Here is a 16,431-nt window from a genome sequence, read left to right on the forward strand (position 1 = left end):
AAACAATCCTAACTTGGGCTCTATTGGCAAAATTTCCAATTCGTTGAATAGTTTTTTTGACAATATGGCGTGTTGTGTTTCAAGATTTAACTTTGGTATGGTTGTAGCTTTATCCGCTAGTTTGGGTGTAACTACAGATCCATCCGCGAATGCCCCATTACCGATTGGCGTCCATGCTGTGCCTGTCCATGCGTAATTTAAGAGATTGTCAGTCGTCCATCGCACATCCCCAAGCGTGTTTCCGGTTGTCGGCAATGCGGCAAAAGTGGTACTACCTTTAAAAACATAGGCACTTGATGGCAAATCGGATAAATCAGCTTTTGTCGATTCGATATGCGCCAACTGTCGCTCAGTTGAAAGTAACCTTGAGTTGTTTATTTCCTCAAAATCTTCCAACTTCTCCGCAAGTTTAGCCGCGGCTATTCCAGTTTCCAAAGCCACGTCAAACTCTTCTATGTTGGCATCGGCGGCAGCGAGCGTGGCTGTCAGGTCTTCTGCTAAATCGCTAAACTGATTTTGCCGATTAGTTTGCGCCAAATTAAATGCCGCATTCCGGTCAAATTCGTTGTTATCGAACTCAGCTTCCCTGAGTATCTCGTTAGCCGCGAACTCGTCGATGTACGCGCGCGCCTCTCTTGTGAGCGTGGTCCAGTCGTGTATCATGATCTGTTGCGCTACTTGTGTTTCCAGTCCGTTAACGATCTCGAAGTCATAAAGTTGACTAGGGAAGTTTTGCTCATCTTCCAAACCTTCATTAAAGCGAACAACAAGTTGTATTCTCGCAATCCCGGCATGATTCCCCTCGTCCTCTTTTAACAAATAACTAAATGTAGTTCCTGTTAATTCAACATCCTCTTTCGGATTTTGGAAGAAAGAACCATCCCGCATGTATAGCAGCGTTGTAGCCGTTGCGCCTGAAAGTTCGCCAGCCTGCATATCCGTTACTTGGAACTGAAATTCGGCCGACCTTAAGTCATTCGTGTATACAATAGGTCTAACTAGACTTCTTTCTATAGTTGTTGATCGAAGTTTTACTTGATACGGTATAATTTTCGGCGTTGCCATCTAATCACTCCTTTTAATTCGTTTGTTTGACGTGCTTATTTCCATCTTCCTTTACCTTGGTAGTGCACGCCCATATAACTCTGTGTTGATGCCGCAAATTCACATCGCACATGGCCGAAAAAGCCATTAACATTTGAACCGTTGCGATACGCACCCGCTCTGAAATCGCTAAAAGCTCCGGATCCGTCGTACATGGAGCCTGTCAATACAACTTGGACAGGGTTGACGCAAGAGAACGGGAGAGTCTTTGTGAATGTCGCAACGCTGCCGGTTGAAAACGTTCCGTATAAGTCTATTTTTCCCCAAAATTCTATATCCCCATTCCCATACTTGGTGTAATAACCGTCCGCTTCATTACCTCCACTTTCAACGATGGCCCTTTCGGAAAGCTGCACTCCAATCGCTTTCGAATCAGCCTCCAATTTATCAAAGGTTAATTTATCAACCGCATTAGCGATACCATTTTCCATGTGGTTCATTCGGTCAGCTGTAACTACAGCTCCGTTTGCGGCATTCTGCGCCTCCGACTTCGTATCATCGTAATCTCCCCAGCTTTGTTTTATATATGCCATTATTAAACATCTCCTCCGGCCGCGGCGCTGTTATCGGCTACTAATTTTTCCAAAGCGCTCAGCCGCCTATTCATATCAGCATTTTCCGCTTTTAATTCATCAATAGTTTGAAGCATCTTTTGTAGCGCCATGCTATTGATATTTACTTGTTTTCCCATGTCGATGCTTAGGTAATTGGAACCCTGGTCTTTTACGGCCAAAAATGGCGCATATTGTGCTTCCATCCCGAACTGCTCGCCAGTCGGTTTTTTTTCGTTGTAAGGATTTGTTGCATCCCATTCAAAATTGATAAAACGCATTTTCTCAATGACGGAAAAAGGATCCACAACCGCATCCACAACTTTGTCTTTCAGGCGAATATCTGACTGATTCGTGATGACATTCCCATTCATGTTCAGTGTTCCAAATGCTCTTAGTTCTCGATATAGCAATTGCAAAACAGTTGTGATTCCACCATTTGTATCTAACCATCCGAGACTAGTGCTGTTATATCCGCCCAATGCCAAGATGCCATTATTATCAAATACCCTTCCGCCAGGAGATGTAGACGTTCCTTGCATCCAAATATTTTTGACGTACCTAATTTCTTGGTGTTTCATGTTTAAAATTCTCGGGATTTCAATAACATCTTCGTTGAAAGGTATTCTCAAAAATGTTTCATAAATTCCGGTTGACTCGTTCTTTCTTGAAATGCTGAAAGATTTTCCGGGTTCTACGAAAACCGCAACCCCATTTGACCCTTCTGACACTACGTACCCTGACTCTATCGCCCCGGTACGCGATCCGGTTTTTGTGAAAAATCGCATGCCTCCTTCTTCTACAACAGAGTATTCTCCACTTGCGGCGACTGCCTTCAATCCATTTGGAGTCATACTTACGCCTTGCGCAATTCCGTTGAATCCCGCTTGTATCATTCCGGCGTTCAATATCCCTGTGTCGATAAAATCAGCTACAATATGCCCGTCGATCGTTATCGCTACCCCAAAAGGTCCGTTATAACCGTTTTGGGAAAAGCCGATTCCTTCTTGATTCAACCTGATAACATTTGTGGCCGAATTGATATCTTCCGTGTCCATTACCAGGAATTCATAAGGTTTACCGTTTTCGTCATAACGGGCTGTGAGGTAACCGCCTCTATTTCCGGTTATTTTTTCATTAGCTTCTTCGAATGCATTTTTCAAGCTGCTACTTTCTTCTTTTATCTTTGACAGAGTTTTGTTTATCTGCTGTTGCAGCGTTGGTCTTCCGGAAGGTTTCACGTCTGTCCTACTCTTTGTTTCAGCTTCGCTCGTAGCCTTTAGACCACCGTTATACACCAATTTGTAACCCAAGTTAGGAACCTTTAAAGGAGATCCTGAAGCGTCTTGTATCGTGAATAAGTCGCCGGCCTCCAATGATGGATTACCCCTCCACTCCAACGCGTATGGATAAAAATCCACATCTGCCAACTTTTCGTACACATCGTTTAATATCTCTTGTGTCATTACGTCGTTCTCCAAATTGATTTGAGGTCCGGTATCCCTACCGACCTTAAGAGTCAGTGTCTCTTCGTCTTTGTTGACCGTACAAGTAATTCCTCCAACCCTGTAACGAATCCCCTTTTTAACTAACCCTTTCGAATAATATTCATCCATCGAAATGTTGTAATCGGAGTCTTGGAGGGTTCTTATTTGCAATTTACCCGTTCGGCTAAAAGTGACGAATCCGGCTTCAATTTGTGCGATTAACCCCAGCGCTTGACGATGCGTGTACCCTTTTGGCTCTTCGATTTTAGTAGCGCTCAGGTTCCCGATGTACTTATAATCTATTTCCACGCCCGCTTGGTTAGCTATTTCCGTAACGACATCCCTTATATCTGCAGGGTATTTTAATTGCGAGTTGTAGTCATTTTCTAAAAAAATCATTTGATCTTTGCAAACGATAGTTGTTTTCTTTTCGTTATAGTCGATATCAACATGATCGGATATATAGAATTCACCCAGCGGCACATACTCTATGTCGCTATCCGGATTCCACGAATTTAACCTCGTTCCGCCGACCCTAGCTGTTCCGATTTTCGTATTTAGCATTTTTCTTAACTCGGGAGATAAATTCCCCCTAACTACACCGATTTCAATAGTCACGCGGTCTAGGGCTACTACGGTTTCAATGATTTCGGAAAATACAATCGTGGCCGCATTGGTTATGGCCGATCCGATTGCGTATTCTTCGCCAGCCATACTCCCCAAATCTGCATTAATAGATACCAGGGTTTCGTCATCATAAATAATGTTATTAATTTTTACTCTCGCGCGAATGTCCCTTAAGCTTGATTTCATCGCATCGACAAACAAAGAGCTGTTTTTTAGCAAATGTTTCACCTACTTCTCTATAAAATTCATAGACAGACCTTGCCATTTTATCGCTCCGAATTTTTCGTTCCACGAATACAATGGTGCCGTCCGGTCCCCTACATAGAATGTTTTTGTGGCCATACCTCCGGTTTTTGGGTTCGGGTAAGTAACATCAAAAAAAGCGGAATCCACCGCGTTCAGGATGTCGAATATCTCTCCATCGCTCAGCGGACCCCACTTGATTTCTAATTTCACTTTTTCCGATATAATATCCCGTACCATTGTGCCACTTGCATTTCTCCCGCTTGTGTCAGCATCGATCGTTTGGTATCCCACGCTAAACTCTTGGGGGGCCTTTACGTAACGCCCACCCACTAACAGTAATTCATCCATTCGGACCCCTCCTAGATATTTATAGGGATTGCTCCCGTACGATCGATAATCTCGTTGATTTCGTTGATTACGATTTTTCCGATCTTCTGACCATCCATTACTAACGTTACCTCCATCGGACCGCTCGCTTTATTACCCGATGCAGCATACATAGCTAACGCGTTCGAAATCGATTCCGACATACCCGTAAGCCCTCCGCCAGCCTCTCTCGTAGATATTGGCATATCCAATCGCTGCATAGGCGTTTCTAAAAATAGATCAGGCATTTGTAGCGAGCTAGTATCGGAGACGCCTAAATAGTCTTTTGCTATTTCAAGCAATTCAAGCGCTCTGTTGCGTTTTTCAAGAGGGATGACCATTTCCTTCTTGTTTCCTTCCGCGAGTCTGTAGTAGCCCTCATTTGACACTACGCCGCCATTTTCGTAACCATGGCCGTTTCCGATGACACTCAGCATGCCAGTTGCACCATATCGGCTCTTGGCGTAATTGATACCAGCTAACAAACTGTCCAGACCGTTTAACCGGTTGTCGTGGCCAGGGAATTTATACGCATTGAAAGTTGCTCCGATGACTTGGACCAAACCTTTGGCCAAATCCCCCGTCTTGTTATTGATATCGCCGATGTTCCCTTGGATTGCTTTCTCGTTACCGCCTGATTCAGACTGAATTTGACGCAACCAAGCATTTACATAAGCGTCTGTCGTTGGCAGTCCATTCATGGATAGCGCCCTGATGACGGTAGGTCTCCATCTTTCTACGCCGGTTCCGACAGGAGACTCTGAGCCTTTTTCGAGCATCCCTTTGATAAAGTTCGTCGCACTTCCTGCAACCGTACTAATTCCACCCTTGGCAATAGCCAGAGCTGGGTTTACCGCGCCTGACAAGTTAACAAATTTGCTGATTGCGATATCCAGCAATTCGCTTGGGTTCGATAGATAATCCCAGACTGTTCCGGCCATTTCTTTCGCTCCGTTATAAGCTTTGCTAAACCAATCACCGATCCCATTCGCATAACGAGGAACACCGCCGTACATGCTGTTTGTTCTTTCTCCGTCAAGCACTTTCGCGCCTCTCGGTAGATTAACCAACATGTTTCTTTGGTTCGGGAATAAGCCGACTTGGCCACCAGGTAGTTGGAAAGCTTCGCGATAATTCTTACCGCTGCCGTCATTGACCATTGCCAAGCCGCCCGGATGCGCATTTGTCCCTTGCGCATATGTCGGTACAGCCCAAGTAGATAGTTTGTTGCCACCCGCTCCGACTTTATCCAATATCCAGTTAATCCCGCCAATTACGCCGTTAACAGCTTTACCAATAACGCCGACTATGCCGTTAGCGATTGATGCCGCTGCCGATTTAACAGAATCAAGCCCCTTTCGTAACCCTTCAGCAATTTTCGAACCCAAACCGGTAGCCCATCCAGTAACATTGTCGAACGTTGTACTTGCAGTTGATTGGATACTCGACAAGTATTCGCCTACCTTGGTTTTCATGGTAGAAAAGGCATTAATAGCTCCATTTTTGGCTTCGTTAGCTTTGGTGGACACCTTCGTTGAAACATTTCCCCACGCTTCAGACGTAGCGGTTTTTATTCCGGACCACTTCTCAGATATCCAGCCACCTAATTGACTAGCCTTCTCCTTGATCGTATCCCAATTTTTCCAAAGCAATACACCTACAGCGATGGCAGCTCCGATCGCTATGGCCCATGGTCCGCCTAGGAAAGTAACGACGCCTCCTACAGCTGTTCCAATGCCACCTAGAACCCCGCTCAGACCACCTATGGAAGATAGCCAGCCAAACACACCTGATAAAATCCCTGTTAGTGTTTTGAGTCCGCTAATGACTTTAAGTGCTCCGGCAAACGAGGCGAACGCAACTACAAAATTACTGAATCCCACTTGGTGCTCCGATACGAAATCACCAATACCGCTTAACGATGAGGCCAAACCTTCCAAAATGCTAACGATTACGCCGCCTGTCCACGCTGCTATTGGTGCCAAGAAATCATCCCATAACCATTGGAAAGTCGGTTGTAGAGCCTCTGTTATTTCATTCAGAAATTTCAACGCACCGGAAAGAGCATCTAGAAATGCAGGTAAAGCATCCTCGATCGCCCAACCAGCCAAAGGCAGTAAGACTTCTCGATAGAGCCAAGATAAGCCAGCTCCAATGTTGTCCGTCAAAGGGGCTAAGGCTTTCAATAGTGTGTCGATGGAAGTCATCAGAGGTGTAAAATCAAGGGATTCCGTCCAATCCTCTGTGGCCTTTGCCATATCCCTGAAGTGTCCCGTCAACATTTCGATGATCCCCAAGATCGTTGTGAAGATGCTTACTCCTAAGTCGTTCGTTTCCCAAGCTTCTCTAAGCCCGTTTGCGAGGTTTCCAACCGAAGTCAGGATGCTCGCTATAATCTGAAGGATGTTTCCTAATATTCGTTCGCCACTTCCGCCAGTCCACACTTCCATGAAAGATCGACCGATTGATTTGGTCAGCTCCCAAACTTCGGTTAAAGCGAATTTGGCGGCATCCATTACGGATTTTCCGTATTTATTCCAGGCAGCTTGAACTGGTTCGAATAATTGCGAAAGAATATTCCGTGCATTATCCGCAAATTTAGATAACCATGCCGGCGTCGAATAGTCAGGAGTATTGAAATCGATGCCAGGGGTACCGGCTCCCGATCCAGAACCCGCTCCTGCGTCAGCATCCGAATTGACATCCAGACCTATCCTGTTAATCTCGTCAAAACCCATCAAAGAACGTTGTAACTCTTTGATTTTGTCTTTCGCATCCGTTGCGCCTGTTCCCGTATCTTCCAAGGCTTTCACGTTGTCATATAGCCCGCTTGCGCCTTGTTTTGCCGCCTCGTACGTCGATCCGAAGATGTTGGCTATAAATGAAGCGATATAGCCTGTAGCCTTCGCCAATGCGCTCATAAGCGCGTTTATTGCTGGTAGCGCGGCTTGATAGATTGGATAGAAGGCAGTCAACAGATTCACTTTGATCTGATTTAGCGAGTTTGCGAATTCTTGGTTAGTTTTGAGCGAGTTCCATAGACCTTGCCCTAAAGCCATTATTCCGCGATACAGGAAAGTGAACACAATCAGCTGATTCCCCAACATCCAGATTGTTTTGCGCCATCCGCCTACATACTTACCTAAAGCGCTGTTGCTTTGTGACAACCCTTTATTCATGCGGCTGCCCGATTGGTTGAACATAGAGAAGAAGCTGCCCAAATTCTTACCAACCGACTTAGTGCCGTGTGCAATATTATTGGAAACGCGGTTGAACAGGCCACCGAATCGCGACCAGGTATTACCCGCTTTTGCAGATGCATTTGAAATACTCTTTACCCCAGAAGCCGCATTCCCCGTTTGAATACTAGACTTATCAAGCGTGTCTCCAAGCCCAAAAAGAGCAGTTCTGAGAGCCTTCGCCCTGTCTTCCGTCGTTGCATAAGCCTGTTGCAAAGCGTCGTTAGAACTAATTAATTTGTTCATTTTAGCCGTTTGAACTTGTATCTTTTGCATAGTATCTACTGACTTGTCAGAATCAGCTGTACTAAACCCAGATTGGAACGACCCGACCGTCTTTCTCTGTGACTCATATACCTTCTGCATGTTTGCGATTTTAGATCGTAGCGTTTCGATCTGCCCCTCATTCTGATCCATCGTCGCCGCGATATTCTTCAGGCTAGCAGGAACGGCATCGAACTCAGCCTTCATTGTCCGGGCCATTTCGCGCGCTTTGTTTCGGTAACTCGTCATTTTTTGTTCAGCGCTAGCGATTTGTTCGTCATACTTCACCACTGCGCCTGTGTCGTTGTCTTTTACAGCTGATGTACGTTTAGCAGCTAGGTGAGCAATCTTGTTCTGAGCCGCTCTAGCTTGCCCCATTTTTGAGTTGATATCCTTGACCATCAAATCGATTTCTTTTCCAGCCCTAGCGCGCGTCTGTTTAAACCCTTGCTCCAGATTGCGGGATGTTGCATCAGTCTTGCTTTTGGATAACTCTTCCATCCGGTCCATTTGTTGGCTGAACTTCTTGATGAAATCGCCGAGCGTGTTTTCCACTTTTTTAGTAGCATCGCTCATATCCAGATTCTGCTCGATTTTTTCACCACTCTGACCAGTGGCGCTTTCGATTTTTTTCAAAAGACCGTTAATTTGCGGTAAAACACGGTTGATAGACTCTTGGACGTTCTTCGTGTTTACCTCGAGCAGAACCTCCAGTTTTTCTAACTCCATTTATTTCACCTCCTGTTTTTTCGCCTTCCTAGCCCTTGTAGCTTTGATGGCTTGCGCCATTATCATCATGCGTTGTTGATCTTCTTCCATTTCCTTCACAAGTCGTTCCTCTTCTGTGATTTCCTCCACTTTCCCAGCGAATGGATAGGCGGATTCGAAGCTTGGCATCTTAGACGGCTCATTCATCGCGTAAGCCATTAGTTGTGCTAAGCGGTAGTTTAGGTTAGCTTCTTGCTTGATATCCTCTTCTTTGATGCGTTGGTTCGCATCCACTTGCACGATAATTTCTTCAAATGTTTTTGACCAATACTCATCCGAAGGGATTCCATTTTGAACCGCCGGAAGATACATATCGTTCAAGAGTTCGGTAAGAGTTGTGTATTCTTTCCGATTTACAGGATTGATTCCTCTTCCTTCGCGTTGTCCAGGGTCAGCTCTTCGCTTTCTGCCTTGTCTTTCGATTTCCCGAAAAAACCTGCCTCACCCAGAAGATCTTGAACGATTCCGAACAATTCCATAGAATTGCCGCCATCATCGATAAAGTTCTCAAAAGCCTTAACGACATCTGCTTCTTTCACGCCATGAACGGTATTTGACAGATGCAGAACGATCAGAACTTTGTTGGCAGGTGGAAGTTTCATCTCGCCTTCATTTTTAATGAAAAGACCCATCAAGGACTCGTCCAAACGTTTCTCGATATTCAAGATAGCCCTTCCGGTAAGGCGGCATTCAAGCGTAAGCCCTCCGAAGTTGACCGTTTTTGTAGTAGGCATTTTTGTAATTTGTCCCATGTATATAAACCTCCGTTTTTTTATGAAAAGAAAAAAGGGCAATCGCTTGGACTGCCCTTCATTTTAGTTACACTACCGGCGCGAAGTCCGGACCGTCAGAAACTACGATAACCAATGTGAATTCAAGTGCTCCGTTGATTTCAGCGGCGCTGAACTTGAATTTTGGCACACCTTTGAAAGTGACTGCCATACCATCCGGATAAACCACTTTGAATTCCGTTTCCACTCCGGTTTCGACCAATGTGTGCACATCTGTGAAGTTTGCGGTTTGGTATACAATCGCGAATTCTAAGTTATCAGTATCTTCGATACCAGCGATATATTTTCTTTTTGCATCGGCTAGCGTAGTGACATCTACACGTTCCGGATCTCCACCTAATTGAGGGATCCCTTTGACACCGGCTAATTCTACGAATTCGGCTAATTTTTTGTACGAAAGAACTGTACCTTTTGTTAACAACCCCACGATTTCACCGGCGAATTGTTGTAATTCCAATTTCTCCATATTCCTTTTCCTCCTATAAAAAAACTATTTTTGTTTTGTTGTCCACGATTGCCCTGCACTCAAGCACGATGCGCTTTAACCCGGCCACGTTGGCATCCTTATCGGATACCTTGAACCCAAGTTTTCTCATGCCGTCAGCAATATTTGCAGCAAGATCAGAAACGCTCTTTATTCCGTAAACTTCGATAACGACTGTCCATTTTGTTTGCAGCTCATTTCTGTACGCGTCGATTGCATGCCCTTCTGCGGCGGTACGATATATCGCACAAGGAAAAGTAGCCATTTCTTGCGGATAATCGGTGCTGAAGTCTTCAAGGCCATCAACCGAACTTAAGAGATATGCAATTTCTTGTTTCATATTGAACCTCATTGACCCAACCCCTTCCGCAAATTCTTCTGAACGTGCTCTTTGTATACTTCTTCAGCTTTATCGATACCTTCTTTGAATGCCGGATACATGAACGGTCTAGCAGGTTGTCCGCTCGTACGATAGAACTCCTTGCCTTGAATCGTTATTTTCCGCATGCCGTATATCGCCGTAAGATCGATATCGACAGCATCGACAGGGAAAAACCAAGCCTCTTTCGTGTAAACCGGGTTCACGCCTTCAGGCAGATCCTTCGGAGAAGCTTCACCGACCGGACCAGTACCAAATTCGCGAAACACCGAAACGGGATCGTCATTCCACACGCGACCCACTATTTTTCCTTCGCTGTCCTTCACGACTTCGTTCTTATTGCTGCCAGCCAAACCGCCACGATTGTAGTAAATGCTTGAATTCAGCTTACTTTCTACTCTTCCTTGAATATCTTCGACTATCTCGAATGTCGCATCGAAAACCGCATCTTCAAGGGTCGTGGGCAGTTTTTTTAATTTTGCGTTAAGCCTATCCAATCCAGTTATCGTTACCTTCATATCAAGTCTCCTTAATCAACTTTTCAAGCTTTAAATTGAGGTGGTCTGAGAAGGGTTCGATTGACAAAATTTCATAATCAGGATCCGCCCCAGGATCTACGTAGAGGCAAATGCCATCCTTTTCGTTTTTGCCAGGAACAAGGCTTTCACCCTGATACTTGCAAGTCTTGATATAAGGCAAACGTCCACCGTATATCTGAGCATTAACCACACCGCCTGCAGATTGCACATTCATGCGTAACGGTTCGGCGTCCCTGCTGTAAGAGATGGTTTTATCCCCCTCTTCGTCGCGTGTGACAATTCGCTTCTTCAGGTAAACGGTCTTTAGATCCATTTCACGTAACCTCATCTGACACGCCCCATTCTCGCCACGCGGTATTTGTTTAGCTGAGAGCGTATCTTTCTTGGGATTCCATCTTCAAACGTCTGAGATACGCCACCTTCTGACCTTGATAACTCCCCTTCAGAACCTTGCTGGTTGTACCTTATTTTGGCCAGGTCGCGGATGCATGTTGTCATACCGAAGTGAATATCATCCCGGTTGCAATAGCCCAGGGCCTCCATTACGGCATCATCATAGATGTCCTCTAAAAGCTTCTGTTCAGCAGCATCCATGCTCGACTTGCCAAGAAAGCGAACGAACTTTTCAATCTCTATTGTGCGATCATACGATTGCAACACAATCACCAACCCCTCAATCCGCGCTGTCCGATGCCTTTAACGCATCGCTTTTATTTGCGCTTGCTTTGCGAGTGACTTTCTCTTTCGGAAGCTCTGAGCCTATGTGAACTTCTGACACTATGTCTAGTTCCAAAAGTCTTTCTAGTTTTTCTTTATCGCCATTGATAACGGTACCTTTTTTTACAATTTCTTTGGATTCCGCGTCAACGTAGTCTCTTTTTGTTAAATAAGCCATGATTTAACCTCCTCGGCGCCTATTCGCCATCTTCTCCGTCTTTTTTAGAATCATCTTCCAAGATCTCGAATAACTTTTCATCATAAGCTTCTTTTTTGATGGTTAGTGTCTCATTTTCAACATAACGCTTACCGCTATATCGCACAGGCATTTCCTTGACTCTTACTTTCATTTCTACACCTCCAAAAATAATAGGCGCCGACAATAGTCAGCGCCCGGCAAATTAAGCGATTGGTTGCGCTTGGAAAACTTCGTCTGCGGCAGCGAAGGAAGGTAGCGCCGTAGCGACTGCTTTTTCCCATGTTCCGACAGGGTCAAGGTTTTCCTCGTAAACCATTGCCAACACGTTACCGACCATGGAGATGTCCACAGCGGCGCGGCGTACTAAACGTTCTTCCGGAGTTGGCCCGAATACTGTTTCACCCAGAATCTCATCATCAAACATGACGAATTTGTTTTCAGGGAAATAACGCTTCGTTGTGTAGGTGCCGTTCTTTTGTTGCTCTTTGTACTTATCGTCGTACGTGCGGATGATCGGCAACCCATTAGACTGCATGAAGGCATCCAATTCGTTACGAGTCAGAACCTTGCCGGTGTCGCTACCGAAAACAGAAGCCTTCACTTGCGGATGGCGCAACAATGCATTGAGAATCTTTTTAGATGTCAGAGCGCGTGTCGGCGTAATGCTCATCGCTTCGATCCAGCGGTCGATATCCCCTAATGGATCTGATGTCGGATCTGTCCATAGGTCCGTTCCACTTAGCGCTTCTTTGTGGTCGGCTGGAACTTGGTAGTCCACTGTGGCGTTAAGTCCGTTCTCGTTGATGGTAACTTGGCCATTAGCAAGAACATCCATACGCATCTTCTCAACACGGGCCATTACACCTCTGACCAGAACTTCGATATCGTTGTAGACTTGCTCCGTCAAATACGTTTGCTCTTCAGGAGTTCTAGGGTTTTCCAAAGCCATGATATCTTTTTCTTTCAACTGCATCTTACGCTTGATAAATGCCAATTCAAGCGTCGCTTTTGCAGCTTGACGAGATCCAATTTCAGATTCAGTGTCAAATGCGTGGATGCTTGCGATGACAGGGATGCCGCCACCACCGGTAATTTGCTCTAATTCCAGGGATGTCGTTTTACGAGATGGGAACAATTCATCGCCCAATAATGTTGGAAGATTCCGGTTTCTTAAGTAGTTCAGCACTTCTTTATGGCTGAATAAGTCAAGGATCGATGTGCCTGCAAACATTTGTAATTTCATTTCATTTTTTAACATATGTCTATTCCTCCTGTTTTGTTATTAACGGTATTTGATGCCGGTCATTGCCGTCTTAGCGGCTGCAATCGGTTGTGCAGGCAAACGCTCAGCGATGATATAGCCTTCTACGATCACGGAGGCTGGTTGTGGTCCGTGTGTTACATCGACAGCATTCAGCAAGATTCCTTTGGCTGTTGCATCATTCGCCGGCCAAACAGCACCTGCAGGCACTACCTTGATGCCGTTAGTGGTTACCGTTTGCGCGTGAGTAGAGGCGACTTGTTCCGTGAACGCTTGGAATTTAGCACTTGCCAGAAAATTGATTTCTTCATATTTTTGCTTTTCAAAATACATGTTTATTCCTCCTAATTAACCCCAAAGAGATTTTTTGCTTTCGCTTCGTTGGTTCATTTCTTTTGCGAATTGCTCGCTTTTTGTTGTAGGTTTTGCAGTTGTTCCGCCGGCAGGGATGTCAATAGATGCAGCTAAACGCTTGTCCACCTCTGCTTGTACAGCTTCGGAAAACGCTTCTGATACTACATCGATGTGCGCTTTAACTGTGTTTTCATCGGAATAATTGAGGATGTCAGCCAGTTTGGTGGGAAGACCCTTCTCCGAAAGAATGTCACTCGCAGTGAATTTCAATTCGCGTTGGTTTAGGCGCCTCTCTTTTTCGTCGAGTTCTGCTAACCGTTGCCTTTCAGCTTCGGCTGCCTTTTCTTCTGCAGACATTTGTCCAAGTTTCTCAGCTTGCGTCTTAGCGGTTTCGATTTGCTCTTTCGTTTGTGTTTCCCAATCCTTCTTAGCGTTTGCCAAAGCAGTATTTACGGCTTTTCCGATCAAGCTATCTAATTCTGATTGCGATTGCGGACCTGTAAATTCCGGAGGGGTGCCACCTTCTCCGCCCTCTCCTCCATCGCCTTCAGCGAACATCTGTAAATTGAGCGCTTTTTTAGCCTGCAGCAGATAATCGTATTTAGCGTTTTCCGATAAATTCATTTTCATTTCTCCTTTGCCCAATCAAGTCCCGCTTACTCGAACTGAAATCACGCAAAATAAGCCATCCAAGTGAGTGCCTAAGCCCAAACAAGTACAACTTCATGTGTCGCTATTCAGTTGTTTCAAAAAGCCAAGAGAGTGCCTTTAATTGCCGATTTCGGAGGCATCGCGATAAGTTTAGTGTCGTTCGAGGACAATGATTGTTTATTTAACGTCGTATTTGATGTTTTCCCACTTCTTGTAAGCATCAAGGTAAATTTCTTCCTTGTCGCCGTTATACGTGCACTCGTAGTACATGCCATCAGATAATGGCGTGCTGAGCAATGCTTTATTGTTCTGTAGGGTCTTGCAGCACCAGACGACATAAACCTCGTGAGGCGCAACCGTTACGTGTTCAGTAGGATCCACGCGGTTGTTTGTGTAGTTGGAAACTATTTCCTTACATTTTTCGATAAATTCTTGATTATCCATTTCGCACCCCTATTTGTAGTATCAAACGATTTCCCAATCTTCTGCCAACATATCGCTTTGGGAAGCAAGCCATCCGATTTGGATATGGTTGCTTGTAGTTTTTATAGCGAGGACGTCTACAATAGTAGGCTCTCCTTCATACTCGCCGTAACCATATTTCAAACCCCGTTGCAATTCAGCCCCTTTTATTAAATACACGAACTGACCTTTGCCGTTCCACCCTTGGCGCGCTACTTGCTTACCTTCTTTTAACGCCACTATCGCTTGCACAAAATTCATTCTGTAGCTCCTTCCTGAATAAAAATGAAATCATTATCCTTTAAGACCTGGTAAAGCACTTTCCCTATCCTGTCGGCCATTTCTTCTTCGTGTTCGCTGTAGCCGGCCTCCATCAAAATACCGTGTGTCATTTCGTGGATTAGCGTTTGATTGGTGAGTTGTGGATTCAGGTTGTCATCTATGCGTATTTTGGTTTCTTTGTACGCAATGTGTCCCCAGTTCCCTTCCTTACCCTGCAAATCTTTTGTGATTTCAACGCCGTAAAGAAGGCCGCCTATTTTGATTGTTCTCGGAAACATTCCACACCCCTCTATTTTCGCCTTGCTTTGGCGTATAAATCCTTCAGTCTTTCGTAAACGATCGAATCCGTATACTTAACGTTTTGGAATTCGTCTACTGTCTTGTACGTGAATTCATCACCTAGCATAGCTTTGTAGCGGTTGAATTGCTTTGTGTCCGCAGTCAGGTTCTTCACTTTCTTTCGAAAGGATTCAACCTCTTCTTTGCCGTGACGCTTGGTGAGCATTTCTTCCCATTCCTTGTAATTCGTACGCTGACCAATCTCAAATGTCTTCTTGGCCAAAGGATCGTTCGCGATTCGCTTGCCGTCAAGAGTACGCTCTCCGAAGTATGCGGCGGCTATTGTCCTGCACCACGGGTGAAATGGCGGATAATTCCCATCTTTCCCGTTGCATACAGCCTTATCCACTTCATAAACCTTCCCATCGATAGATCGGCATATGGCGGACGTCCTGAAGTCCAATACGGCAATAAGGATGTATTTCTCTACCCCGTGCGCCTTCCAAGACCTTAACTTTGCTTGCCCGGCCATATAATTCGCTTCCGTGCGCACCAACCGCCTGGCCACATGCATGGCTGTATCGAATTCGCTCGCTAGAATCTTGCTCATTTCACTTTCTGACATGCCTGTTAAATTCTTAACGGTAAAGAGTTCTTCTAATCGTTTGGCCAATAAGTCTGTGTCGCCCCAAATACGTTTGGAATAGTTCGACCCCTTCCATTCGCTCTCGAGGATGTTCTTCACGTACCTGGTTGACAGCTCCTTGAATTCGGGTACCTCAGGATCAGGCTGCAATATGACTTGTTTAACCACTTTTTCCGTTTGTGCATCCCTAATCTGCAATACCTCTTGTGATTTCGTAGCCACGAACTTGGGGTACTGCCCTTCTTTGACCGTAATCTTTTGCTCCGTCTGTCCTACTACCGCCTCGGTTGCCGCTTCGGTGTAAGCTTCGCGGATTGCGTCGATATGGAAGTCCGTCTGTACGTCCAGTTGAACGTTTGCTATTCGTTTAGCTACTAGGTAGGCTTTAGCCTTTAACGTCTCCAAGAGGCTAATACGATGCTTTACAGATAACCCATTTAAATATGCCTTGACATCTCTTTGGATTTCCTTGTCCGTCAAACTCTTGGATAGGCGCTGCAGTTCCGCGAGGTCCGTCAAACTAGCGGAAGTATTTAGAATTTTCCTGACTTCCGCCTCATCCAATCCCGATTTGTTTAAATAACGATCATAGATCTTTCTGGTCTGCCTGTTTAAATAATCTTCGGCTTGTATATAGGATTCGAGAATGACAGCCTCCTTTGCATCCAAAGAACGATGCATGGCTTCTTCGTTTTCGATGTTCCGTTTCAGGAAATAACTCTCAGCTGCCATCGC

The 16,431-nt window shown here is 45.2% G+C and carries 21 protein-coding genes; all 21 read right to left on the minus strand.

What is annotated here, in order from left to right:
- Window positions 1-1,065, minus strand: a 1,065-nt coding sequence (locus tag BLV66_RS03400) for a hypothetical protein (protein ID WP_218131788.1), incomplete at its 3' end; no start/stop codon positions are given.
- Between the two features lie 35 nt (window positions 1,066-1,100).
- On the minus strand, window positions 1,101-1,637 hold the full coding sequence (locus tag BLV66_RS03405; protein WP_086986743.1) for a hypothetical protein: 537 nt from the start codon (window positions 1,635-1,637) through the stop codon (window positions 1,101-1,103).
- A 2-nt stretch (window positions 1,638-1,639) separates the two neighbouring features.
- Window positions 1,640-3,970 (minus strand): hypothetical protein, encoded by a 2,331-nt coding sequence (locus tag BLV66_RS03410; protein ID WP_143033084.1) that lies wholly within the window; start codon window positions 3,968-3,970, stop codon window positions 1,640-1,642.
- A 27-nt stretch (window positions 3,971-3,997) separates the two neighbouring features.
- On the minus strand, window positions 3,998-4,363 hold the full coding sequence (locus BLV66_RS03415) for a DUF6711 family protein (RefSeq protein WP_086986745.1): 366 nt from the start codon (window positions 4,361-4,363) through the stop codon (window positions 3,998-4,000).
- A gap of 11 nt (window positions 4,364-4,374) precedes the next feature.
- Complete coding sequence (locus BLV66_RS03420; protein WP_086986746.1) at window positions 4,375-8,613, minus strand: hypothetical protein; 4,239 nt, start codon at window positions 8,611-8,613, stop codon at window positions 4,375-4,377.
- Window positions 8,614-8,892, minus strand: coding sequence for a hypothetical protein (locus BLV66_RS03425; RefSeq protein ID WP_143033085.1), 279 nt, complete (start codon window positions 8,890-8,892; stop codon window positions 8,614-8,616).
- A 113-nt stretch (window positions 8,893-9,005) separates the two neighbouring features.
- Window positions 9,006-9,404, minus strand: a complete 399-nt coding sequence (locus BLV66_RS03430; RefSeq protein ID WP_176974105.1) for a DUF6096 family protein — start codon at window positions 9,402-9,404, stop codon at window positions 9,006-9,008.
- 67 nt (window positions 9,405-9,471) lie between these two features.
- Entirely contained in the window at window positions 9,472-9,909 is a 438-nt protein-coding gene (locus tag BLV66_RS03435) for a phage tail tube protein (protein ID WP_086986748.1), read from the minus strand.
- Between the two features lie 13 nt (window positions 9,910-9,922).
- On the minus strand, window positions 9,923-10,267 hold the full coding sequence (locus BLV66_RS03440; protein WP_143033086.1) for a hypothetical protein: 345 nt from the start codon (window positions 10,265-10,267) through the stop codon (window positions 9,923-9,925).
- 8 nt (window positions 10,268-10,275) lie between these two features.
- Complete coding sequence (locus tag BLV66_RS03445; protein WP_086986750.1) at window positions 10,276-10,824, minus strand: HK97-gp10 family putative phage morphogenesis protein; 549 nt, start codon at window positions 10,822-10,824, stop codon at window positions 10,276-10,278.
- Between the two features lies 1 nt (window position 10,825).
- Complete coding sequence (locus tag BLV66_RS03450; protein WP_086986751.1) at window positions 10,826-11,173, minus strand: hypothetical protein; 348 nt, start codon at window positions 11,171-11,173, stop codon at window positions 10,826-10,828.
- The gene (locus BLV66_RS03455) at window positions 11,170-11,505 is read right to left on the minus strand and encodes a phage head-tail connector protein (RefSeq protein ID WP_245826706.1); all 336 of its coding nucleotides are present in this window, start codon (window positions 11,503-11,505) and stop codon (window positions 11,170-11,172) included. Before BLV66_RS03455 ends, BLV66_RS03450 begins: the two co-directional genes overlap by 4 nt.
- 13 nt (window positions 11,506-11,518) lie before the next feature.
- Window positions 11,519-11,740, minus strand: a complete 222-nt coding sequence (locus BLV66_RS03460) for a hypothetical protein (protein ID WP_086986752.1) — start codon at window positions 11,738-11,740, stop codon at window positions 11,519-11,521.
- Between the two features lie 19 nt (window positions 11,741-11,759).
- Window positions 11,760-11,912 carry a conjugal transfer protein gene (locus BLV66_RS15420; RefSeq protein ID WP_143033087.1) on the minus strand — a complete coding sequence of 51 codons (153 nt, stop codon included), beginning with the start codon at window positions 11,910-11,912 and terminating at the stop codon, window positions 11,760-11,762.
- A gap of 51 nt (window positions 11,913-11,963) precedes the next feature.
- Window positions 11,964-13,019, minus strand: coding sequence for a major capsid protein (locus BLV66_RS03465; RefSeq protein ID WP_086986753.1), 1,056 nt, complete (start codon window positions 13,017-13,019; stop codon window positions 11,964-11,966).
- Between the two features lie 24 nt (window positions 13,020-13,043).
- Window positions 13,044-13,355 carry a hypothetical protein gene (locus BLV66_RS03470; protein ID WP_086986754.1) on the minus strand — a complete coding sequence of 104 codons (312 nt, stop codon included), beginning with the start codon at window positions 13,353-13,355 and terminating at the stop codon, window positions 13,044-13,046.
- Window positions 13,356-13,370: 15 nt separating this feature from the next.
- Entirely contained in the window at window positions 13,371-14,000 is a 630-nt protein-coding gene (locus BLV66_RS03475; RefSeq protein WP_176974106.1) for a DUF4355 domain-containing protein, read from the minus strand.
- Between the two features lie 204 nt (window positions 14,001-14,204).
- Complete coding sequence (locus BLV66_RS03480) at window positions 14,205-14,471, minus strand: DUF6275 family protein (protein WP_086986756.1); 267 nt, start codon at window positions 14,469-14,471, stop codon at window positions 14,205-14,207.
- A gap of 21 nt (window positions 14,472-14,492) precedes the next feature.
- Window positions 14,493-14,750: a DUF2829 domain-containing protein gene (locus tag BLV66_RS03485; RefSeq protein WP_086986757.1), complete on the minus strand. Its 258-nt coding sequence runs from the start codon at window positions 14,748-14,750 to the stop codon at window positions 14,493-14,495.
- Window positions 14,747-15,049 (minus strand): hypothetical protein, encoded by a 303-nt coding sequence (locus tag BLV66_RS03490; RefSeq protein ID WP_086986758.1) that lies wholly within the window; start codon window positions 15,047-15,049, stop codon window positions 14,747-14,749. Before BLV66_RS03490 ends, BLV66_RS03485 begins: the two co-directional genes overlap by 4 nt.
- 11 nt (window positions 15,050-15,060) lie before the next feature.
- Entirely contained in the window at window positions 15,061-16,428 is a 1,368-nt protein-coding gene (locus tag BLV66_RS03495; RefSeq protein ID WP_086986759.1) for a minor capsid protein, read from the minus strand.
- Window positions 16,429-16,431: the final 3 nt, after the last annotated feature.

This window comes from Trichococcus collinsii, assembly GCF_900107505.1.
In the GTDB taxonomy this organism is placed as follows: Bacteria; Bacillota; Bacilli; order Lactobacillales; family Aerococcaceae; genus Trichococcus; species Trichococcus collinsii.

What these genes read in the sequence shown, in the direction of transcription:
- BLV66_RS03405 (WP_086986743.1), bottom strand. Translation starts at nt 1,637, where the DNA reads ATGGCATATATAAAACAAAGCTGGGGAGATTACGATGATACGAAGTCG.
- BLV66_RS03415 (WP_086986745.1), bottom strand. Translation starts at nt 4,363, where the DNA reads ATGGATGAATTACTGTTAGTGGGTGGGCGTTACGTAAAGGCCCCCCAA.
- BLV66_RS03420 (WP_086986746.1), bottom strand. Translation starts at nt 8,613, where the DNA reads ATGGAGTTAGAAAAACTGGAGGTTCTGCTCGAGGTAAACACGAAGAAC.
- BLV66_RS03430 (WP_176974105.1), bottom strand. Translation starts at nt 9,404, where the DNA reads ATGGGACAAATTACAAAAATGCCTACTACAAAAACGGTCAACTTCGGA.
- BLV66_RS03435 (WP_086986748.1), bottom strand. Translation starts at nt 9,909, where the DNA reads ATGGAGAAATTGGAATTACAACAATTCGCCGGTGAAATCGTGGGGTTG.
- BLV66_RS03440 (WP_143033086.1), bottom strand. Translation starts at nt 10,267, where the DNA reads ATGAAACAAGAAATTGCATATCTCTTAAGTTCGGTTGATGGCCTTGAA.
- BLV66_RS03445 (WP_086986750.1), bottom strand. Translation starts at nt 10,824, where the DNA reads ATGAAGGTAACGATAACTGGATTGGATAGGCTTAACGCAAAATTAAAA.
- BLV66_RS03450 (WP_086986751.1), bottom strand. Translation starts at nt 11,173, where the DNA reads ATGAGGTTACGTGAAATGGATCTAAAGACCGTTTACCTGAAGAAGCGA.
- BLV66_RS03460 (WP_086986752.1), bottom strand. Translation starts at nt 11,740, where the DNA reads ATGGCTTATTTAACAAAAAGAGACTACGTTGACGCGGAATCCAAAGAA.
- BLV66_RS15420 (WP_143033087.1), bottom strand. Translation starts at nt 11,912, where the DNA reads ATGAAAGTAAGAGTCAAGGAAATGCCTGTGCGATATAGCGGTAAGCGT.
- BLV66_RS03465 (WP_086986753.1), bottom strand. Translation starts at nt 13,019, where the DNA reads ATGTTAAAAAATGAAATGAAATTACAAATGTTTGCAGGCACATCGATC.
- BLV66_RS03470 (WP_086986754.1), bottom strand. Translation starts at nt 13,355, where the DNA reads ATGTATTTTGAAAAGCAAAAATATGAAGAAATCAATTTTCTGGCAAGT.
- BLV66_RS03475 (WP_176974106.1), bottom strand. Translation starts at nt 14,000, where the DNA reads ATGAATTTATCGGAAAACGCTAAATACGATTATCTGCTGCAGGCTAAA.
- BLV66_RS03480 (WP_086986756.1), bottom strand. Translation starts at nt 14,471, where the DNA reads ATGGATAATCAAGAATTTATCGAAAAATGTAAGGAAATAGTTTCCAAC.
- BLV66_RS03485 (WP_086986757.1), bottom strand. Translation starts at nt 14,750, where the DNA reads ATGAATTTTGTGCAAGCGATAGTGGCGTTAAAAGAAGGTAAGCAAGTA.
- BLV66_RS03490 (WP_086986758.1), bottom strand. Translation starts at nt 15,049, where the DNA reads ATGTTTCCGAGAACAATCAAAATAGGCGGCCTTCTTTACGGCGTTGAA.
- BLV66_RS03495 (WP_086986759.1), bottom strand. Translation starts at nt 16,428, where the DNA reads ATGGCAGCTGAGAGTTATTTCCTGAAACGGAACATCGAAAACGAAGAA.